A 16,846-nucleotide genomic window follows, 5' to 3' on the forward strand; every position below is an offset into this window, starting at 1 on the left:
GGCGGGAGCAGGAACTCCTGATCCCGCACGACTGGGCGATACGAACGAGCCATGCCCAAGTATTTCGCCCCAGCCGCAAAAACGGGCCGATCTCGCCCGGCGATTTGCAACAGCCACCTGCTTGAACCGGAACACCACACAAGCCGCTCCCGGAGCGGCAGGAGCGGCAGGAGCCGCGGGCGGCCGGGCCGCACGGGAGCGAGCCGCACAGGACGGAGCCCCACGGAACCGAGCCCCACGGAACCGAGCCGCACAGGACCGAGCCGTCGGAGCGGGTCACGGGACGGCGGCGGCCCAGCGGCGGCCCAGCGGCGGGCGGAGGCGCACCATCCCCCGCGGGCTCACCAGAGGTCGCCGAGGAGCGTGGCGGCCAGCGGGACGATGCCCAGCACCACGAAGGCGGGGAGCAGGCACAGCCCCAGGGGCACGGCGGCGCGCACGCCGACCTGGCGGGCACGGTCCTCCACGCCGGCGCGGGCCTGCTCGGCAAGCTGCTCGGCGAGCAGGTGGACGACGCGGGCGACCGGCGTACCCGTGTCATGGGCCCGGCCCAGGGCCCGGCCCAGCGGCGCGAGGGCCGGGTCGCGGCCGAGCGCTCGCCAGACCTCGGCGGGGTCGGCGCCGAGCCCGAGCGCGTGCGTGTGGGCGAGCAGCCGCTCGCCGGCCGGTCCCGGGAGGGCCGCTCCGGCCCGGCGGACGGCCGCCACCGGGTCGGCGCCCGACCGGAGGGCGTCGGCGACCAGGCCCACCAGGTGCGGCAGGTCGGCGGCGGCACGGCGTCGGTCCCGCCGCTCGGCCGAGGACTCCCCCCGCGCGGCCAGCGTCCACACCGCGGCCGCGGCCGCCAGCCCGACGAGCACTCCCCCGGTCGGACCGAGCACCGCCCGCCCCAGGGTCAGCCCGGCGACGACGGCCAGCACGGCGGCCGGCGCCCGGTGGCGGCGTACGTCGGCGGGTGGCCGCGGCTCCGGGTCGGACCCGGCAGCCGTGTCGGCGACGAGCGTGGGGCCGCCCGGCCTGCCGGCGAGCAGCAGTGCCACGGCGACCGCGCCCCCGGCCAGGAGGCTCCACCCCGTCACAGCGCCTCCCCGGCGGGCCGTTGAGCCGACGTCCCCCGCGGGCGGCCGCCGAACCTCATGTCGAGACCGCCCCGCGCGCCAGCAGCTCGACCCAGGTCAGCCCGAGCAGCAGCAGCCCGAGGCCCACCCCGAGGCAGGCCCAGCCGACCGGACCGGCGAGCAGCCAGGCCAGCGGGTGCTGCCCCGCACCGGACCCCATCAGCCAGGCCAGCACCGGCAGCCCGGCGACGAGCCGACCCGTGGCCCGGGCCGAGGCGAGCTCGGAGTCGACGGCGCGCCGGGTCGCGGCGGCGGCGCGGAGGTCGGCGGCGACCCGGTGCAGGGCCAGCGACAGCCCCTGCCCCGTGCGACCCGACACCTGCCACGCCGCGGCCACCAGGCGCAGCCCGTCGGCACCGGCCCTCCCGGCCGCCACCGCGCGCCACGCGGTCGGCACGTCCGCTCCGACCCGGTGCGCGGAGAGCACCGGGCGCAGGTCGGGCCACTCCGAGGCGGCACGGGCCAGCGCCCGCTCGGCGCTCGCGCCAGCGGCGAGGTCGTCGGCGATCGCCTCGCAGGTCTCACGGGTGCGCTCGCCCGCGTGGGCGGCGGCCCGCGCGTCACGGCGCAGGCCGAGAAGCACCGCCACCGCGCCGACGGCCGCCGTCGAGAGCAGGCCGAGCACCACGACCCGGCCGGGCAGCCCGAGCGGCAGCACCGCCACGCCCGCGACCACCGCAGCGACCGGGACGAGGACGCGGGCACGCCGGGTCGCAGCAGCCGCACGCGGGACGGCCCCGCCGGGCAGCCGCCCGCCCCCGGGCACGAGCAGCGCCACGCACCCGGCCGCCAGCAGCGCGGCGACGACGCCGGCGCCGGTCACGCCCGCTCGAGCACGTGCGCGAGCCGCTCCAGCCCCGGACCGTCGACGACCCGCCCCGACTCCACCCGGACCCCCGTGAGCATCCGCACGGAGCCGTCCGCGGTCCGCTCGGGCACGGCCACCTCCTCCACCCGTCGTACGCCGTCCCGCCCCCGTCGCAGGTGAACGACCGCCTCGACGCCGGCTGCCAGCTGGCTGTGCGCGGCGGCCCGGTCCAGCCCGGCGGCCAGGGCGAGCGCCTCCACGCGGGCGGGGACGTCGGCGGCGGTGTTGGCGTGCAGGGTGCCGCAGCCGCCCTCGTGGCCGGTGTTGAGCGCGGCGAGCAGCTCGACCACCTCGGCGCCGCGTACCTCGCCGACGACGATCCGGTCCGGGCGCATCCGCAGCGCCTGCCGGACGAGGGTCCGCAGGTCGAGGGCACCGGCCCCCTCGAGGTTGGCCGGCCGGGCCTCGAGGGAGACCACGTGGGGGTGGTCCGGTCGCAGCTCGGCGGCGTCCTCCACCACGACGATCCGCTGCTCGGACGGCACCAGCCCGAGCAGCGTCGCGAGCACGGTCGTCTTGCCGCTGCCGGTGCCCCCGGAGACGAGGAACGCTGCACGCGAGGCCACCAGCGCCCGGAGCAGACGGGCCACCGGTGGCGGTGCGGCACCGGAGGCGACCAGCTGGTCGAGGGTGAGCGAGCGCCGCGGCGGCACCCGCAGCGAGATCGAGGTGCCCGGGCTCGCGACCGGCGAGAGCACCGCGTGGAAGCGGGTACCGTCGGGCAGCCGCAGGTCCACGCAGGGTGAGGCGTCGTCGAGGCGGCGACCGCCCAGGGACGCCAGCCGCTGCGCGAGCCGCCGCACCGCCTCCTCCTCGCCGAGGTCGACCCGGCTGCGCTCCAGTCCGTGGCCGCGGTCGACGTAGACGGCCGAGGCGCCGTTGACGAGCACGTCGGTCACACCGGGCAGCGCCAGCAGGTCCTCGAGCGGGCCCGCCCCGGCCACGTCGCGCAGCAGCCGCGCGTGGACCGCGAGCACGGTGTCGTGGCCGACCGGCCCGGCGTCCTGCCGCAGGGCCTCCGCGACCGCCTGCGCGGTGAGCGGCCCCGGGTGGGCCGCGAGCCGCGCACGGACGCGCTCGACCAGGTCGGCGGCGGGAGCGCTCACGCCGCCCGCCCGAGCAGGGCGGTGCGCGTCAGCACCGCCGCCGCGGCCCGGCCGAGCTGGCCGCGGTGGTGCCGCACCGGCCCGAGCCCGAGGTCGACCGCCTCGTCGAGCCCGCGCTGCCGGGTCATCCGCGCCAGCACTCGGAGACCGGTCGCGCTCGCGACCGCCTCCTCGTCAGCCTCACGACCCACCAGCACGAGCCCCGCCCGCCCCGGATCGTCCAGTGCTGCGCAGGCCCGCACCGTCGAGGCCACGCCCACCACCGTCGCCGGCACCAGGACGACCACCAGGTCGCAGCGCGCGAGCAGCCCGGCTCGGTCGTCCCGGCTGCGCGCGAGGTCGAGCACGACCAGGTCGTGGCCCCGACGGGCCGCCTCGACCACCTCCGCGAGCTGGTCGTCGTCAGGCATCCGCGGTGGCTGGGCCGCGCGCCAGGTCAGGACGCCGAGCGGACCGCGCCGTGGCACCCCCTCGCGCAGGTCTCGGGCCGAGAGCCGACCGCGCGAGGTCGTCAGCACCTCCCAGCCCACCCCCTCCCCCTGCTCCACGCCGAGCACGCGGTCGAGTCCCGGCCCCAGCGGGTCGGCGTCGACGACCAGCACCGGCCCCTGGGTGGCGGCCAGCTGCCCGAGCGCCGCTGCGAAGGTGGTCGCGCCCGCGCCGCCGGCGCCCCCCAGCACGCCCACGACGGGTCCACCTCGCGTCGCCTCCTCCAGGTCGCCAAGCGCCGTGGCCAGCCAGCCGGTGCCGCTCGGCAGCTCGACGACCTCGCCGACACCGAGGTCGAGCGCCGGACGCAGCAGCCCCGGCGGCAGCGGGCCGCTGCTCACCAGCACGACGCCCGCCCGGCGTGGCGGGCGCAGGGCTGCGGCCTGCTCCACCAGGTCGGCCCCCACCAGCACGAGCGGAGGGCCGTGCCAGCGGCGCAGCAGCCCGCCGGCATCGGCCGTCACGACCGGGCTGGTGCCCAGGGACGCGGCGAGGCGCTGCACCTCCTCGGCGAGGTGGGCGTCGGCGGTGGCGAGCAGCGGGGCGGGGCGGTCCATGGGTCCAGGCTGGCCTGCTGCAACGCCCGCGCGACGGCGTACGTGACGCGGTGTGGAGGACCCCGCGCGCGGCCACCCCTGTGCAGGAACCGCGGCCCGTATGCTCGACGACATGCCCGCTGCGGCCTTCTTCGACCTCGACAAGACGATCATCGCCAAGTCGAGCACCCTGGCCTTCAGCCGACCCTTCCAGGCCGGAGGACTCATCTCCCGGCGGGCGGTGCTGCGCTCGGCGTACGCGCAGTTCATGTACCTCGTGGGCGGCGCCGACCACGACCAGATGGAGAAGCTGCGCCAGTTCATGTCGCAGCTGTGCGCCGGCTGGGACGTGCAGACCGTGCGCGACATCGTCGCCGAGACCCTGCACGACGTCGTGGACCCGCTGGTCTACGAGGAGGCCGTCGAGCTGATGGAGGCCCACCGCGCGGACGGCCTCGAGGTCGTCATCGTCTCTGCCTCCGGCACGGAGGTCGTCGAGCCGATCGGCGCGCTCCTCGGCGCGGACTCCGTCATCGCCACCCGGCTCGAGGTCGAGGACGGCCGGTACACCGGCGAGATCGCGACCTACATGTACGCCGAGGAGAAGGCGATCGCGATCCGCGAGCTCGCCGAGCGACGCGGCTGGGACCTCGCGGACTGCTACGCCTACAGCGACTCGGTCACCGACATCCCCATGCTCGAGGCGGTCGGCCACCCCCACGCGGTCAACCCCGACAAGGACCTGCGCCGGCACGCCGTCGAGCAGGAGTGGCCGGTGCTGGTCTTCGACAAGCCGGTGGCCCTGCGCTCCCGGGTCCCCGTGCCCTCGCGGCCCACGCTCGCGGCGCTGGCCGTCGGCGGGGCGGTCGCGGTCGGCGGCGTCTGGTGGGCCGGCGCCCGACGGCGTACGACGGGGACCTGAGCTCGCGCGTGGGCCTCGGCGGACTGTCTGCGCCGAAGATGCTGGTGGCCCCCGGGTTCATACGCCCCGGAGGCCACCGCTGACACGAGATCCGCCTGGCTACCAGGCGTGCATCTTCGACTTGCTGCCGCGGGAGTATCCCGACTCGACAGGCACCCTCTTCGAGAGGGTCGATCGCCGCGTGGGTACCGCGGATCTCGTGTACGTCTCTGGAGTTGTGACTCCATGTGTACGCCTGTCCGGCGAGGGGTGCAAGGGCTACCGGCGAGTCACCGGATTGGATCGTTCACCGGTGCGGACCGGGCTTGCGGCCGGGACCCGAACCGCACTCGAACCGGCGCCGAGCCACGCTCGAAACGGTGCCGAGTCAGGCTCGAACGCGCGCCGAGTGAGCGATGGACCAGCGCTGGGTGCGCGGGTCAGCCGCGCAGCGGGGAGGCGTCGGCACCGGCGGCGAACGCCTCGGGGGCGTAGAGCAGCCACGCGTGCACGCCGGAGTCGCCACCGGTGGCGTAGCCGCGCAGGTTGGACTCGTAGGCCGCGCGCAGCGCGAGGTGGCCGGCCTCGGGGACGGTGAGCGAGGCCGGGTCGACCCCGCGCGCGACCAGCACCAGGCGCTCGGCGGCGCGGGCGACCAGGCCGTTGTGCGACGGGAAGGGTGCTGCCGTCGCGAGGTCGGCGTGCACGAGCGCGGCGACGAGCAGGGCGGGGGCGGAGGTGTCGGCGAGCAGCAGCTCGGACAACCCGCGCAACCGCTCGGCGGCGGCGGCGTCACGCGGACGGCCGCGCTGCTCCTCGGGCAGCGAGGTGGCGGAGGCGACAGCGTGCAGCCGGGCCAGCGCCTGCAGGGGCGCCCGGCCCAGCACGGGCACCTGGGAGAGCAGCTCGGTGGAGAGCCGCACCGCGTCGGCGGCGACGCTGTCGCCGGCACCGGACTCGACCTCATCCCACGTCGAGGTGGACCCCTCGAGCACCGCCGAGGCGTGCGCACCGCGCAGCAGCGAGGTGGCGGTCTGCTCGGGCGAGGTACGCCGCAGGCCACGGTCACGCAGCAGGGCGTCGATGCCGTCGCGGGTGGCGGCGAAGGCACTGGGGACGCCCTCGAGCGACACCAGCCAGGACAGAGGGTCGACGCTCACCTGCGAGAGGGTATCGGCGCACTACAGTCGTCCCGATGACCGACCTCCAGCCGGGCGCCCGTCCTGGGTCCCCCGGGCGCAGCTTCGGGTCCGTGGCCCTCGCCTACGACCGCGGCCGCCCGTCGTACCCCGTCGAGGCCGCGACCTGGCTGACCGAGGTCGCCGACGCCGACCTCGGTCGACCGCTGCGGGTCCTCGAGCTCGGCGCGGGAACGGGCAAGCTGACCGAGGTGCTCGTGTCCCTCGGCCACCACGTGCACGCCACCGACCCCGACGAGGCGATGCTGGAGGTGCTGCGGGCGCGCCTGCCGCTGGTGCGGGTCAGCGCCACGGGCGCGGAGGAGATCCCGCTGCCCGACCGCAGCGTCGACGTGGTCGTGGCGGGGCAGGCGTTCCACTGGTTCGACCTCGAGCGGGCGCTCCCGGAGATCAACCGCGTGCTCCGACCCGGTGGACACCTGGGCCTGGTGTGGAACCAGCGCGACGACCGGGTCCCGTGGGTGCGGCGCCTCGGCGGGCTGATCGGCGAGCAGGACCAGCGCGACGACCTCGGCCACCCGTTGGAGGAGACCGGCCTCTTCGGCTGGGTCGAGGACGCCCGGTTCAAGCACCGCCAACACATCGACCGCGAGACCATCCAGGACCTCGTCCTGTCCCGTTCCCACGTCGCGGTCCTCGACGAGGCCGGCCGGCAGGCGAAGGTCGCCGAGGTGCTCGCCTTCTACGACGACTACGGCCGCGGCATGGACGGCATGCACCTGCCGCTGGTCGCGCGCTGCTTCCGCACGAAGGTGGTCGAGCGGCCCGTGGCCGAGCGGCCCGCAGCGGAGCCCGCGACCGCCCCCGACGCGGTCGGCGGCACGAGCACCGACCAGGAGGCGGCGTACGACGCCTCCACCGACTCCCCCATGCTCGTCACCACCGGCAGCATCCCGCGGATCGAGGTCGAGGTGGCCAAGGCCCCGCCGCCGTCGGTGCTCGACGACGACACCGCGATGCTGCTCATCGACTTCCGCTGAGCCGGCACCGATGACGCGCTCGAGACCGCGAGGCGGCGCCCGGTGCTGAGGCCCCGGCTGCTGAGGTCCTGGCGCCGGCGCCACCTCGGCACGGACGCCGACCGCGCGACCTTCCGCACGCTGCACACCGCGGCGCTGGCGAGCCCGGCGCTGCGGGCGGGCCTGACCCGCGACAGCGCCGAGCGGGCCGTCCGCCACCTCCGGACCCTGCTCGGCACCCCGGCGGTCGCACTCACCGACACCGCCGGCCTGCTGGCGTGGGACGGCGCCGGCCAGCACCACGCCGACCGGGTGCCCGACCTGGTGCAGCAGACCCTGGAGCGCACCGGCACCCGGGCCTTCGGCCGCGAGGACCTGCACTGCGCGGAGTCCGGCTGCCCGGCCCGCACGGCCGTGGTGAGCCCGCTCTTCGTCGAGGACCGGGTCGTCGGCACCCTCCAGGCCTTCGCTCCCGTCTCGACCGCCGGCCTGGCCCGTGCGACCGAGGAGGTCGCGCAGTGGGTCTCCGGCCAGCTGGAGCTGGCCGAGCTCGACGACTCCCGCACCCGGCTGATGGAGGCGGAGGTGCGCGCGCTGCGAGCCCAGATCAGCCCGCACTTCGTCTACAACTCCCTGGGCGCGATCGCCAGCTTCGTGCGCACCGACCCCGACCGGGCGCGCGAGCTGCTGCTGGAGTTCGCCGACTTCACCCGCTACTCCTTCCGCCGCCACGGCGACTTCACGACCCTGGCCGAGGAGCTGCGCTCGGTCGAGCGCTACCTGCTGCTCGAGCAGGCCCGCTTCGGCGATCGACTGCACGTCACGCTCTCCATCGCGCCGGAGGTGCTGCCGGTGGCGGTGCCCTTCCTGTGCATCCAGCCGCTGGTCGAGAATGCCGTGCGCCACGGACTGGAGTCGGTCGAGGGCGGCGGGCACATCCGGATCACCGCGCGCGACCAGGACCAGGAGTGCCTGATCGAGGTCGAGGACAACGGGGTCGGCGAGGAGCCGGAGCACGTGCGCCGGGTGCTGGCCGGCGACCGGTCGGTCGACTCCGTCGGCCTCGGCAACGTCGACGGGAGGCTGCGCGCGGTCTACGGCGACGAGTACGGTCTGGTCGTCGAGACGGCGCCCGGGGCCGGCACGAAGGTCGTCGTCCGGGTCCCGAAGTTCCACCCGGGGGTGCACGCCTGATGGTCGAGCAGCGAGTGACCGCCCGAGCAGGTGAACGGTGAGCGCGGCCGCCCTCACGGTGCTGGTCGTGGACGACGAGCAGCCGGCCGTCGAGGAGCTGGTGTGGCTGCTGCGCCGCGATCCGCGTGTCGGGGAGGTGCTCTCCTGCACGGCCTCGACCGAGGCGCTGCGGATCCTGCAGGAGCGCGAGGTCGACGCGCTCTTCCTCGACATCTCCATGCCCGGCCTCAGCGGCCTGGAGCTCGCCCAGGTGCTGAGCCGCTTCAAGCAGCCACCCCGCATCGTCTTCGTGACCGCGCACGAGGCGCACGCCGTGGAGGCCTTCGAGCTGCAGGCCGTCGACTACGTCCTCAAGCCGGTGCGCGCCGAGCGGCTCGCCGAGGCCGTGCGCCGGGTCGGCGGCGCCCCTGCGGAGCCGACCGCCGGGCGCGACCTGCAGATCCCCGTCGAGCTCGGCGGGGTGACCCGCTTCGTCAGCCGCGCCGACATCACCCACGTCGAGGCGCAGGGCGACTACGCCCGGCTGCACACCGGCGAGGGCTCGCACCTGGTCCGCACCCCGTTGTCGACCCTGGAGGAGGAGTGGGGCCCGGCCGGCTTCGTGCGGATCCACCGCTCCCTCCTCGTCGCGCTGCCGCACGTCACCGAGGTCCGGATGGACTCCGGTCGCTGCTCGGTGGTGGTGCGCGGCGGCGCCGAGCTCGTCGTCAGCCGCCGCCACACCCGCGAGCTGCGCGAGCTGCTGCTCACCCGGGGCACCTGAGCCGTGGCCGACCCAGGGCCACGGCCCCGCGTCCGCGTCACCGGCCCGCCGCGGCGCCGACCGCCCGTGGCGCGCGCGGGCGAGGTCGACCAGGACACCCGTCTCGGGGGCCTGTACGTCGGCAGCCTGCTGCGCGAGCAGCTCTGGCTCGCCGCGCGGACGCTCACGGTGCTCGCGCTGGTGGTCGGGTCGCTGCCGCTCGTGCTGCACCTGGCTCCCGACCTGGCGGCGCTGCGGGTCGGCCCGTTCCCGGTCGCCTGGCTGGTGCTCGGCGGGGCGACGTACCCCATCCTCGTGCTGCTGGCCTGGCGCTACGTGCGGCGGGCCGAGCGCAACGAGGCGGCGTTCGCGGAGCTGATGGACGAGGTCGACCGGTGATCTCCGACCTGCCCGGCCTGCCGGGGACCGGCGCGGCCCCGGGGATCGTCGCGATCGTGCTGGTCACCGTCGCGACGCTGGCGCTGGGCACCTACGGGCTGCGGCTCTCACGCACCACCAGCGACTTCATGGTCGCCTCGCGCGCGGTGGGGCCGCGGATGAACGCGGCGGCGGTGAGCGGCGAGTACCTCTCGGCCGCCTCCTTCCTGGGCGCCGCCGGGCTGCTGCTGGCCTTCGGCGCCGAGATGCTGTGGTACCCGGTCGGCTGGACCGCGGGCTACCTCGTCCTCCTCGTCCTGGTCGCCGCACCGCTGCGCCGCTCGGGCGCCTACACGCTGCCGGACTTCGCCGAGGCGCGGCTCGGCTCGCGCGCCGTCCGCCGCACCTGCGCGCTGCTGGTGGTCGCGATCGGCTGGCTCTACCTGCTGCCGCAGTTCCAGGGCGCGGGCATCACCCTGGCCAGCGCGGTCGGCGGACCGGGGTGGCTGGGCCCGGTCGTGGTCGCGGTGGTCGTGCTCGTCAACGTCACCGCGGGCGGCATGCGCTCGATCACGCTGGTGCAGGCCTTCCAGTACTGGCTCAAGCTCACCGCCCTGCTCGTCCCCGCCGCCGTCCTCCTGGTGGTGTGGTGGGGCGACGGCCGTCCCGGCGACCCGGCGTCGACCGCCGCCACCACGGCCTGGTCGGTGCCGCTCGCCGACGGGGGCGCGCAGGGGCTCTACCTCACCTACTCCCTCATCGCCGCGACCTTCCTCGGCACGATGGGGCTCCCGCACGTGGTCGTGCGCTTCTACACCAACCCCGACGGCCGCGCAGCCCGCCGCACGACGCTGCTCGTGCTGGTCCTGCTCGGCGTCTTCTACCTGCTGCCCCCCGTGTACGCCGGGCTGGCGCGGGTCTACGCGCCCGGGCTGGCGGACTCCGGCTCCGACGGGCTGGTGCTGGAGCTGCCGGGGCTGGTCGTGCCGGGGCTCGGCGGCGACGTGCTGACGGGGATGGTCGTCGGCGGCGCGTTCGCGGCGTTCCTCTCCACCTCCTCGGGCCTGGCCATCGCCGTCGCCGGCGTGCTGTCGCAGGACGTCTTCACCCGTCCCTTCCGCGGGACCCGGCTCTCCGGGGTCGCGGGCTTCCGCGCCGGGGCGGTCGTCGCGGTGGTGGTGCCGGCCGGGGTCGCGCTGACCGGGTCCGGCGCGGGTGTCGCCACGACCGTCGGGCTCGCCTTCGCGGTCGCCGCCTCCACCTTCTGCCCCCTGCTGGTGCTGGGGATCTGGTGGCGCGGGCTCACCCCCGCCGGGGCGATCGCCGGCCTCCTCGCGGGCGGGGTCGGCTCCAGCGCCGCCGCCCTGGTCACGCTCTACACCCCCGCCTCCGACGGCTGGTCCGACGTGCTGCTGCGACAGCCCGCCGCCTGGTCCGCGCCCCTCGCGCTGCTGGTGATGGTCGGTGTCTCGCTCGCCACCCGGCGTACCGTCCCCGCGCACACCAACCGGCTCATGGTCCGCCTCCACACGCCCGAGGCGGTCGTGCTCGACCGCGGCTGAGACCGGCCGAGGACGTCGTCGATACGGGCCGTCCGGGGATGTGGGCCCGCGATGTCGCGGGATCCTTTACCTTTCTCTCGTGCTCGGACCTCTCGGAACCGCCCTGACCGCCGTCGCCGCCTCCCTCCTGGGGGCCGGCCTGCTGGTCCCGGCCGCCGCGGCCACGACCGAGGAGCCGGACACCACGCCCCCGCAGGTGCGGCTCGACCCGTGCCCCGAGGTCCCGCTCGGCGAGGCCTGCTCGCGGCGGGACGCGGTCTGGGTGGCCGAGTCCCGCGTGGACCCCGCGGAGGGGCTGGCCGTCGCCGGCGTCCGGTCCGGAGACGTCGTCCTGAGCGAGCGCGTGTACGACGACGGGACGGGATTCAGCCCCTACGGTCTGTGGGGGCAGCCGTACAACGACGTGGTCAGCGACTACGACTACGTCACCGAGACCTGGCTGGACGGACCGGGTCTGCACGAGCTCACCTTCTACGCCCGCGACCTCGCCGGCAACGAGGCGTCGGTGACCCGCACCGTCATCGGGCCCGAGGTGCCCCGCCGCCCCTGGAGGTTCTCGGTCGAGCACCGCCGCGGCGCGACCGCCATCGGGTGGTACGCACACGGGCGCGGATCCGGCATCACGGACTTCGTGCTGCGGTTCAAGGGCGAGAAGCCGTTCAGGCTCGACGGTGGCGGCATCGTGGCGAACCCGGGGCTGGGCTACCGGGGCGTCACGCTCCCCCTGGCCCCCGGCCGCCATGTCCTACGAGTCCACGCGGTCAACCTCGTCGGCGAGGGCGCCCCCGGCCGCTTCGTCTTCCGCGTCCCCCGCCGCTGACCACAGCCCTCGCCCTCGGCCCGTGGACGTCATGCGGACGGGACGTCCTCCTGCACGCGGCGTATGACGTCCCGACGACTCCTCTAGGCGGTGGCGGCCACCCCGGCGACGAGCGAGCGGTAGCGGTCGGCGACCAGGTCGATCACGAGCGGGTGCGGGCCGATGACGTCGGCGTACGGGTGGCCGAGCTCGTCGCACAGCTCGAAGAGCCGGCGAGAGAAGAGCCCCGGCGAGAGCAGGTACGGCGACACCGCGTCGCCCGGGCGCAGGACCGCCTCGGGGCGCGGGCCGAGGCCGGTGAGCGTGGCGGTGCGGATCGGGGTGCCCCACTGGTCGGCCAGCAGGTGGGAGGCGGCGCGCAGGTCGCGCCAGGCCTTGGGGTCGGTCGAGCCGGTGGCGACCAGGACCAGCGGGGCGCCGGGCTCGATCCCGGCGGCCTCCAGCCGGGCGACCTGGGCGGCGGCCAGCAGCGGGTCGGGGCCGAGCGGGCGGCCGAGCACGACCGGCGCGTGCGCCGGGGCCCCCGCGCACGCGGCCGGCAGGTCGGTACGCACGTGGTAACCGGTCGACAGCAGGAGCGGCACCACCGCGGCCGGCCGGTCGAGCCCGCGCACGACGTCCTCGAGGAGCGGCTCGCTCAGCTCGACGTACGCCGCCGTCGACTCGACCCCGAGGGCGATGCCGGCCCCGCGGGTGATCTGTCGGGCGATCTCGTTGCCGCCGGCGCGGCGGGTGCCGTGCGCGACCGTGACGAGCGCGGCGGCGCTGCCCGCAGGCTGCCCGGGGTGTCTGGCGAGGCTCACGACTCCCACGATGCCACCGCCAGTCGATAGCCCCGCTTGACGACCGTCTGGACGGACCGGGTGCCGAGCGCCGCGCGCAGCCGCGCGACCGCCATCTCGACGGCGTGCTCGGAGGAGGCGGTGCCCGAGGGCAGCATCGCCAGCAGGGCCGGTCGCGGGATGACGTGCCCGGGGGCGGCGACCAGTGCCTGCAGCACCGACAGGGGTGCCGGCGACAGCTTGACCTCCACCCCGTCGAGGAGCACCTGGTCGCCGTGCAGGAGCAGCTGGTGCCCACCCACCAGGTCGACGCTCAGACCCGAGCGCCGCGAGGGCAGCTCGGTCTCCATCAGCCTGACCATCGCGCCGAGGCGGGACCGGTCGGACGGATAGATCGTGGGCACGCCCCACATCTCGAAGGCGGCCGCCGTCACGGGCCCGACGCACACCGCGACGACGTCGGCCTGGAACGCCGAGACCAGGTCGTCGCGCCGGCCGGCGGCGGCCGCGCAGTCCATCATCGTGGCGACGGCGGGCGCCGAGGTGAAGGTCACCGCGTCCACCTCGGCGTCGGCGACCCGCTCGACCATCGCGAACATCGGCGCGGGGTCCTCGGCGGAGATCACCCGGTAGACCGTGACGTTCTCGACCTCGGCCCCCTGCCGGCGCAGCGCGTGGGCCACCATCGACAACGACTGGCCGTGCTCCTGCACCACGATCCGGCGCCCGCTGAGGTCACGGCCGCGCAGGTGGTCGAGCACGTCCTCGAAGAGCTCGGACTCCGGCGCCCACAGCTCGCGCAGCCCCGCCCGGCGAAGCGCACCGACCGACTTCGGCCCGCGGGCCAGGATCTCGGCGCCGGACAGCGCCTGCACGAGGGGCTCGCGCAGCCCCCAGCCTTCGGCGGCGTCCAACCACGCGCGCATCCCGATGCCGGTCGTGGCCAGGAACATGTCCGGCGGCTCGGCGACGACCCGTTCGGTGGCGGCGCGCAGCGCCTCCTCGTCGACCCGGTGGGGGTCCAGGGTCAGCGCAGGGGCGTGCTCGACGACCGCGCCCCGCCGCTCGAGCAGGGCGATCTGCTCCTCGGCCTTGCGGGCGGCGGTCACCGCGACCCGGAAGCCGGCGAGCGTCGCGGTCACGGGGGTCTCCTCCTGCAAGGCGTCAGGTCCTGCGGGGGCCGACCTGCACCACGCCGTCGACGAGGCGCACGGCGTACGTCGGCACCCGCACCGCCTCGTCGTCGAGGCACACGCCGTCGCTGAGCCGGTAGGGCTGCTTGTGCAGCGGCGATGCCACGAAGGGTACGCCGCCTCGCGTCCCGACGATCCCGCGCGCCAGCACCGAGGCGCCCGTCGCCGGGTCGAGGTTGGACAGCGCGTGCAGCTGGTCGAGGTGGTCGCGGAAGACCGCCACGGCCTCGCCCTGCACCCACGCCGCCACGCCGGACTCCCGCGCGATCCTCGCCAGGGGGCACACCGCCACCCACGTGCTCCCCTGGGTCGACTGCTCCACGAGCGCGGTCATCGACCCACCGCCGCCGCAGGAGCCGGCGCGCCGACGGGGATGGACGCACCCAGCGGCACCGGCCCGGCCGGACCAGGACGGGCCGGCACGACCTGCTCGCGCTCGACCTCGAAGCTGATGGTCGGGTCCGGCAGGTCCGGGGCGTTGACGAAGGAGACGAAGCGAGCCAGCTTGTCGGGGTCCTCCAGCGTGGCGGCCCACTCGTCGACGTACGTCGCCACGTGCCGCGCCATCGCCGCCTCGAGCTCCGAGCCGAGCCCGAGCACGTCGTCGACGACGACCGCGCGCAGCCGGTCCAGGCCGCCCTCGAGGGAGTCGACCCAGGGCGCGGTGCGCTGGAGCCGGTCCGCGGTGCGGATGTAGTACATGAGGTAGCGGTCGAGGTAGCGCACCAGGGTCTCGTCGTCGAGGTCCCCGGCGAGCAGCCGCGCGTGGACCGGCGTCGCGCCGCCGTTGCCGCCGACGTAGAGGTTCCAGCCCTTCTCGGTGGCGATGATCCCGAAGTCCTTCGAGCGCGCCTCCGCGCACTCGCGGGCGCACCCGGAGACGCCGCCCTTGAGCTTGTGCGGCGACCGCAGCCCGCGGTAGCGCAGCTCCAGGGCGATCGCCATGCCGACCGAGTCCTGCACGCCGTACCGGCACCAGGTCGAGCCCACGCACGACTTCACCGTGCGCAGCGACTTGCCGTAGGCGTGGCCGGACTCGAAGCCGGCGTCGACCAGCCGCTTCCAGATCACCGGGAGCTGCTCCATCCGGGCGCCGAAGAGGTCGATCCGCTGGCCGCCGGTGATCTTCGTGTAGAGCCCGAAGTCGCGCGCGACCTCACCGATGACGATGAGCTTCTCCGGGGTGATCTCGCCGCCGGGGATGCGTGGGACGACGGAGTAGGTGCCGTTGCGCTGGATGTTGGCGAGGTAGGCGTCGTTGGTGTCCTGCAGGGTCGCGTTCTCGGGGGCGAGCACGTGCCCGTTGAGCTGGCTGGCCAGGATGCTCGCCACGGCCGGCTTGCAGACGTCGCAGCCGCGACCGGTGCCGTGGGCCTCGACGATCTCGTCGAAGGTGCGGTGCCCGTGGATAGCGACGACCTCGAAGAGCTCGCTGCGCGAGAGTCCGAAGTGCTCGCACAGGGCGCGGCTGACCTCCTTGCCGGCCTTGGCGAAGTGGTCCTCCACGATGGCCTTCACGGTGCCGACGCAGGAGCCGCACGTGGTGCCGGCCCCGGTGCACTTCTTGACCGCGGCGACGTCCTCGCAGTCGTGCTCGTCCAGCGCACCGGTGATCTCGCCCTTGCTGACGTTGTTGCACGAGCAGACCTGGGCGTCGTCGGGCAGCGCCTGCACCCCGGTGGCGCCGCCACCGCGGCCGGCCGGGAGGATCAGCTCCTCGGGGTTGTCGGGCAGCGCGATGCCGCTGCTGACCATCGGCCGCAGGATGCCGTACGCCGACGCGTCGCCCACCAGGATCCCGCCGAGCAGCCGGGTGCCGTCGTCGCTGACGACGAGCTTCTTGTAGACGCCGGCGACGGCGTCGGAGTAGACGAGCTCGAGCGCCCCGTCGGTCGTGGCGAAGGCGTCGCCGAAGGAGGCGACGTCCACGCCGAGCAGCTTGAGCTTGGTCGACATGTCCGCGCCGGTGAAACTGCCCGCGCCGTCGAGCAGCGCGTCGACGGCCACCTCGGCCATGTCGTAGCCGGGCGCCACCAGGCCGTACATCCGACCGCCCGGCGCCGCGCACTCCCCGATCGCGTGGATGCGCGGGTCGCTGGTGCGGCACTGCTCGTCCACGAGCACCCCGCCGCGCTCGGCCACCGCCAGGCCCGCCTCGCGGGCGAGGGCGTCACGGGGCCGGATGCCGGCGGAGAAGACCACCACCTGGGCGTCGATCCGCTCCCCGCCGGCGAGGGCGAGCCCGTCCACGGCGTCGGCGCCGGTGATCGCCTCGGTCGAGACGCCGGTGTGGACGGTGACGCCCAGCTTCTCGATGTGCCGCACCAGGGTCTGGCCCGCGGCGTCGTCGAGCTGCACCGGCATCAGCCGCGGCGCCATCTCGACGACGTGGGTCTCCAGGCCCAGCTGCACCAGGGCGTTGGCCGCCTCCAGCCCGAGCAACCCGCCGCCGATGACGACCCCGGCACTCGCCGTGGCGGCCGCGTCGCGGATCGCCTCGAGGTCCTCGATCGTGCGGTAGGTGAAGCAGCCCGCCAGGTCGCGGCCGGGCACCGGCGGTACGAACGGGGCGGCCCCCGTCGCGAGCACGAGCCGGTCGTAGGCCAGGGCCTCGCCCCCGGCGAGGGTGACCGTGCGCGCCTCCGGCCGGATCGCCGCGACGACGGTGCTGGTGCGCAGGGTGACCCGCGGGTCGTCGTACTTCCCCGACGAGAGGAGGGAGAGGGCGTCCGCGCCGGAGCCGAACCAGGAGGTGAGCGCGACCCGGTCGTACGCCGGCCGCGGCTCCTCCCCCAGCACGATCACGTCGTGGGTCTCGGTGAGGCCGCGCTCGATCGCGGCCTGGACGAACCGGTGGCCGACCATGCCGTGGCCGACCACGACGAGGCGCTGGCGGTGCGTGGGACTCATGGCTCCACCCTCGGCGGCCCCGGTTGCCCGGTCGTCACGCCTCGTGACGATCTGTGTTGCAGCTGCCTCACGACCTCACGAGGCCGCGA

At 75.5% G+C, this 16,846-nt stretch carries 16 protein-coding genes; 7 read left to right on the forward strand and 9 right to left on the reverse strand.

Annotated elements, in window-relative coordinates; translation table 11 throughout:
- Positions 1-341 precede the first annotated feature (341 nt).
- From Q1V71_RS17365 to ssd, 4 genes are read right to left on the reverse strand one after another with little or no spacing between them, the layout of a single operon-like run.
- A complete protein-coding gene (locus Q1V71_RS17365; RefSeq protein WP_300645446.1) occupies positions 342-1,079 on the reverse strand; it encodes a type II secretion system F family protein in 738 nt (245 codons plus the stop codon).
- Between the two features lie 55 nt (positions 1,080-1,134).
- Positions 1,135-1,941, reverse strand: coding sequence for a hypothetical protein (locus tag Q1V71_RS17370; protein ID WP_300645448.1), 807 nt, complete (start codon positions 1,939-1,941; stop codon positions 1,135-1,137).
- On the reverse strand, positions 1,938-3,092 hold the full coding sequence (locus Q1V71_RS17375; RefSeq protein ID WP_300645449.1) for a TadA family conjugal transfer-associated ATPase: 1,155 nt from the start codon (positions 3,090-3,092) through the stop codon (positions 1,938-1,940). The genes Q1V71_RS17370 and Q1V71_RS17375 overlap by 4 nt, the downstream gene beginning before the upstream one ends.
- Entirely contained in the window at positions 3,089-4,138 is a 1,050-nt protein-coding gene (gene ssd / locus Q1V71_RS17380; protein WP_300645451.1) for a septum site-determining protein Ssd, read from the reverse strand. The genes Q1V71_RS17375 and ssd overlap by 4 nt, the downstream gene beginning before the upstream one ends.
- Positions 4,139-4,250: 112 nt before the next feature.
- Here ssd and Q1V71_RS17385 point away from each other — a divergent pair, with 112 nt between their 5' ends.
- Positions 4,251-5,039, forward strand: coding sequence for an HAD family phosphatase (locus tag Q1V71_RS17385; RefSeq protein ID WP_300645452.1), 789 nt, complete (start codon positions 4,251-4,253; stop codon positions 5,037-5,039).
- A gap of 419 nt (positions 5,040-5,458) precedes the next feature.
- On the opposite strand, the gene Q1V71_RS17390 is transcribed toward Q1V71_RS17385, so the two are convergent.
- Positions 5,459-6,178: an oxidoreductase gene (locus Q1V71_RS17390; RefSeq protein WP_300645453.1), complete on the reverse strand. Its 720-nt coding sequence runs from the start codon at positions 6,176-6,178 to the stop codon at positions 5,459-5,461.
- A gap of 35 nt (positions 6,179-6,213) precedes the next feature.
- Here Q1V71_RS17390 and Q1V71_RS17395 point away from each other — a divergent pair, with 35 nt between their 5' ends.
- The 6 genes from Q1V71_RS17395 to Q1V71_RS17420 all read left to right on the forward strand — a co-directional run bounded on the left by Q1V71_RS17395 (position 6,214) and on the right by Q1V71_RS17420 (position 11,872).
- Complete coding sequence (locus Q1V71_RS17395; protein ID WP_300645455.1) at positions 6,214-7,197, forward strand: class I SAM-dependent methyltransferase; 984 nt, start codon at positions 6,214-6,216, stop codon at positions 7,195-7,197.
- Positions 7,198-7,239: 42 nt separating this feature from the next.
- On the forward strand, positions 7,240-8,370 hold the full coding sequence (locus Q1V71_RS17400; protein ID WP_367280160.1) for a sensor histidine kinase: 1,131 nt from the start codon (positions 7,240-7,242) through the stop codon (positions 8,368-8,370).
- 37 nt (positions 8,371-8,407) lie between these two features.
- A complete protein-coding gene (locus Q1V71_RS17405; RefSeq protein ID WP_300645456.1) occupies positions 8,408-9,133 on the forward strand; it encodes a LytTR family DNA-binding domain-containing protein in 726 nt (241 codons plus the stop codon).
- Positions 9,134-9,199: 66 nt separating this feature from the next.
- Complete coding sequence (locus Q1V71_RS17410; protein ID WP_300645457.1) at positions 9,200-9,511, forward strand: hypothetical protein; 312 nt, start codon at positions 9,200-9,202, stop codon at positions 9,509-9,511.
- Positions 9,508-11,052, forward strand: coding sequence for a cation acetate symporter (locus Q1V71_RS17415; RefSeq protein ID WP_300645458.1), 1,545 nt, complete (start codon positions 9,508-9,510; stop codon positions 11,050-11,052). Before Q1V71_RS17410 ends, Q1V71_RS17415 begins: the two co-directional genes overlap by 4 nt.
- A gap of 79 nt (positions 11,053-11,131) precedes the next feature.
- Positions 11,132-11,872 (forward strand): hypothetical protein, encoded by a 741-nt coding sequence (locus Q1V71_RS17420; RefSeq protein WP_300645459.1) that lies wholly within the window; start codon positions 11,132-11,134, stop codon positions 11,870-11,872.
- Positions 11,873-11,955: 83 nt separating this feature from the next.
- Here Q1V71_RS17420 and Q1V71_RS17425 read toward each other — a convergent pair whose 3' ends face one another.
- The 4 genes from Q1V71_RS17425 to nirB are packed head-to-tail and all read right to left on the reverse strand — an operon-like array spanning position 11,956 to position 16,757.
- On the reverse strand, positions 11,956-12,675 hold the full coding sequence (locus tag Q1V71_RS17425) for a sirohydrochlorin chelatase (protein ID WP_300645460.1): 720 nt from the start codon (positions 12,673-12,675) through the stop codon (positions 11,956-11,958).
- The gene (locus tag Q1V71_RS17430; RefSeq protein ID WP_300645461.1) at positions 12,672-13,796 is read right to left on the reverse strand and encodes a uroporphyrinogen-III synthase; all 1,125 of its coding nucleotides are present in this window, start codon (positions 13,794-13,796) and stop codon (positions 12,672-12,674) included. The genes Q1V71_RS17425 and Q1V71_RS17430 overlap by 4 nt, the downstream gene beginning before the upstream one ends.
- 22 nt (positions 13,797-13,818) lie before the next feature.
- Positions 13,819-14,181, reverse strand: coding sequence for a nitrite reductase small subunit NirD (gene nirD / locus Q1V71_RS17435; RefSeq protein ID WP_300645463.1), 363 nt, complete (start codon positions 14,179-14,181; stop codon positions 13,819-13,821).
- Complete coding sequence (gene nirB, locus Q1V71_RS17440) at positions 14,178-16,757, reverse strand: nitrite reductase large subunit NirB (RefSeq protein ID WP_300645464.1); 2,580 nt, start codon at positions 16,755-16,757, stop codon at positions 14,178-14,180. The genes nirD and nirB overlap by 4 nt, the downstream gene beginning before the upstream one ends.
- Positions 16,758-16,846 lie beyond the last annotated feature (89 nt).

The sequence above is a fragment of the Nocardioides sp. genome, from assembly GCF_030149505.1.
Classification (GTDB): Bacteria; Actinomycetota; Actinomycetes; order Propionibacteriales; family Nocardioidaceae; genus Nocardioides.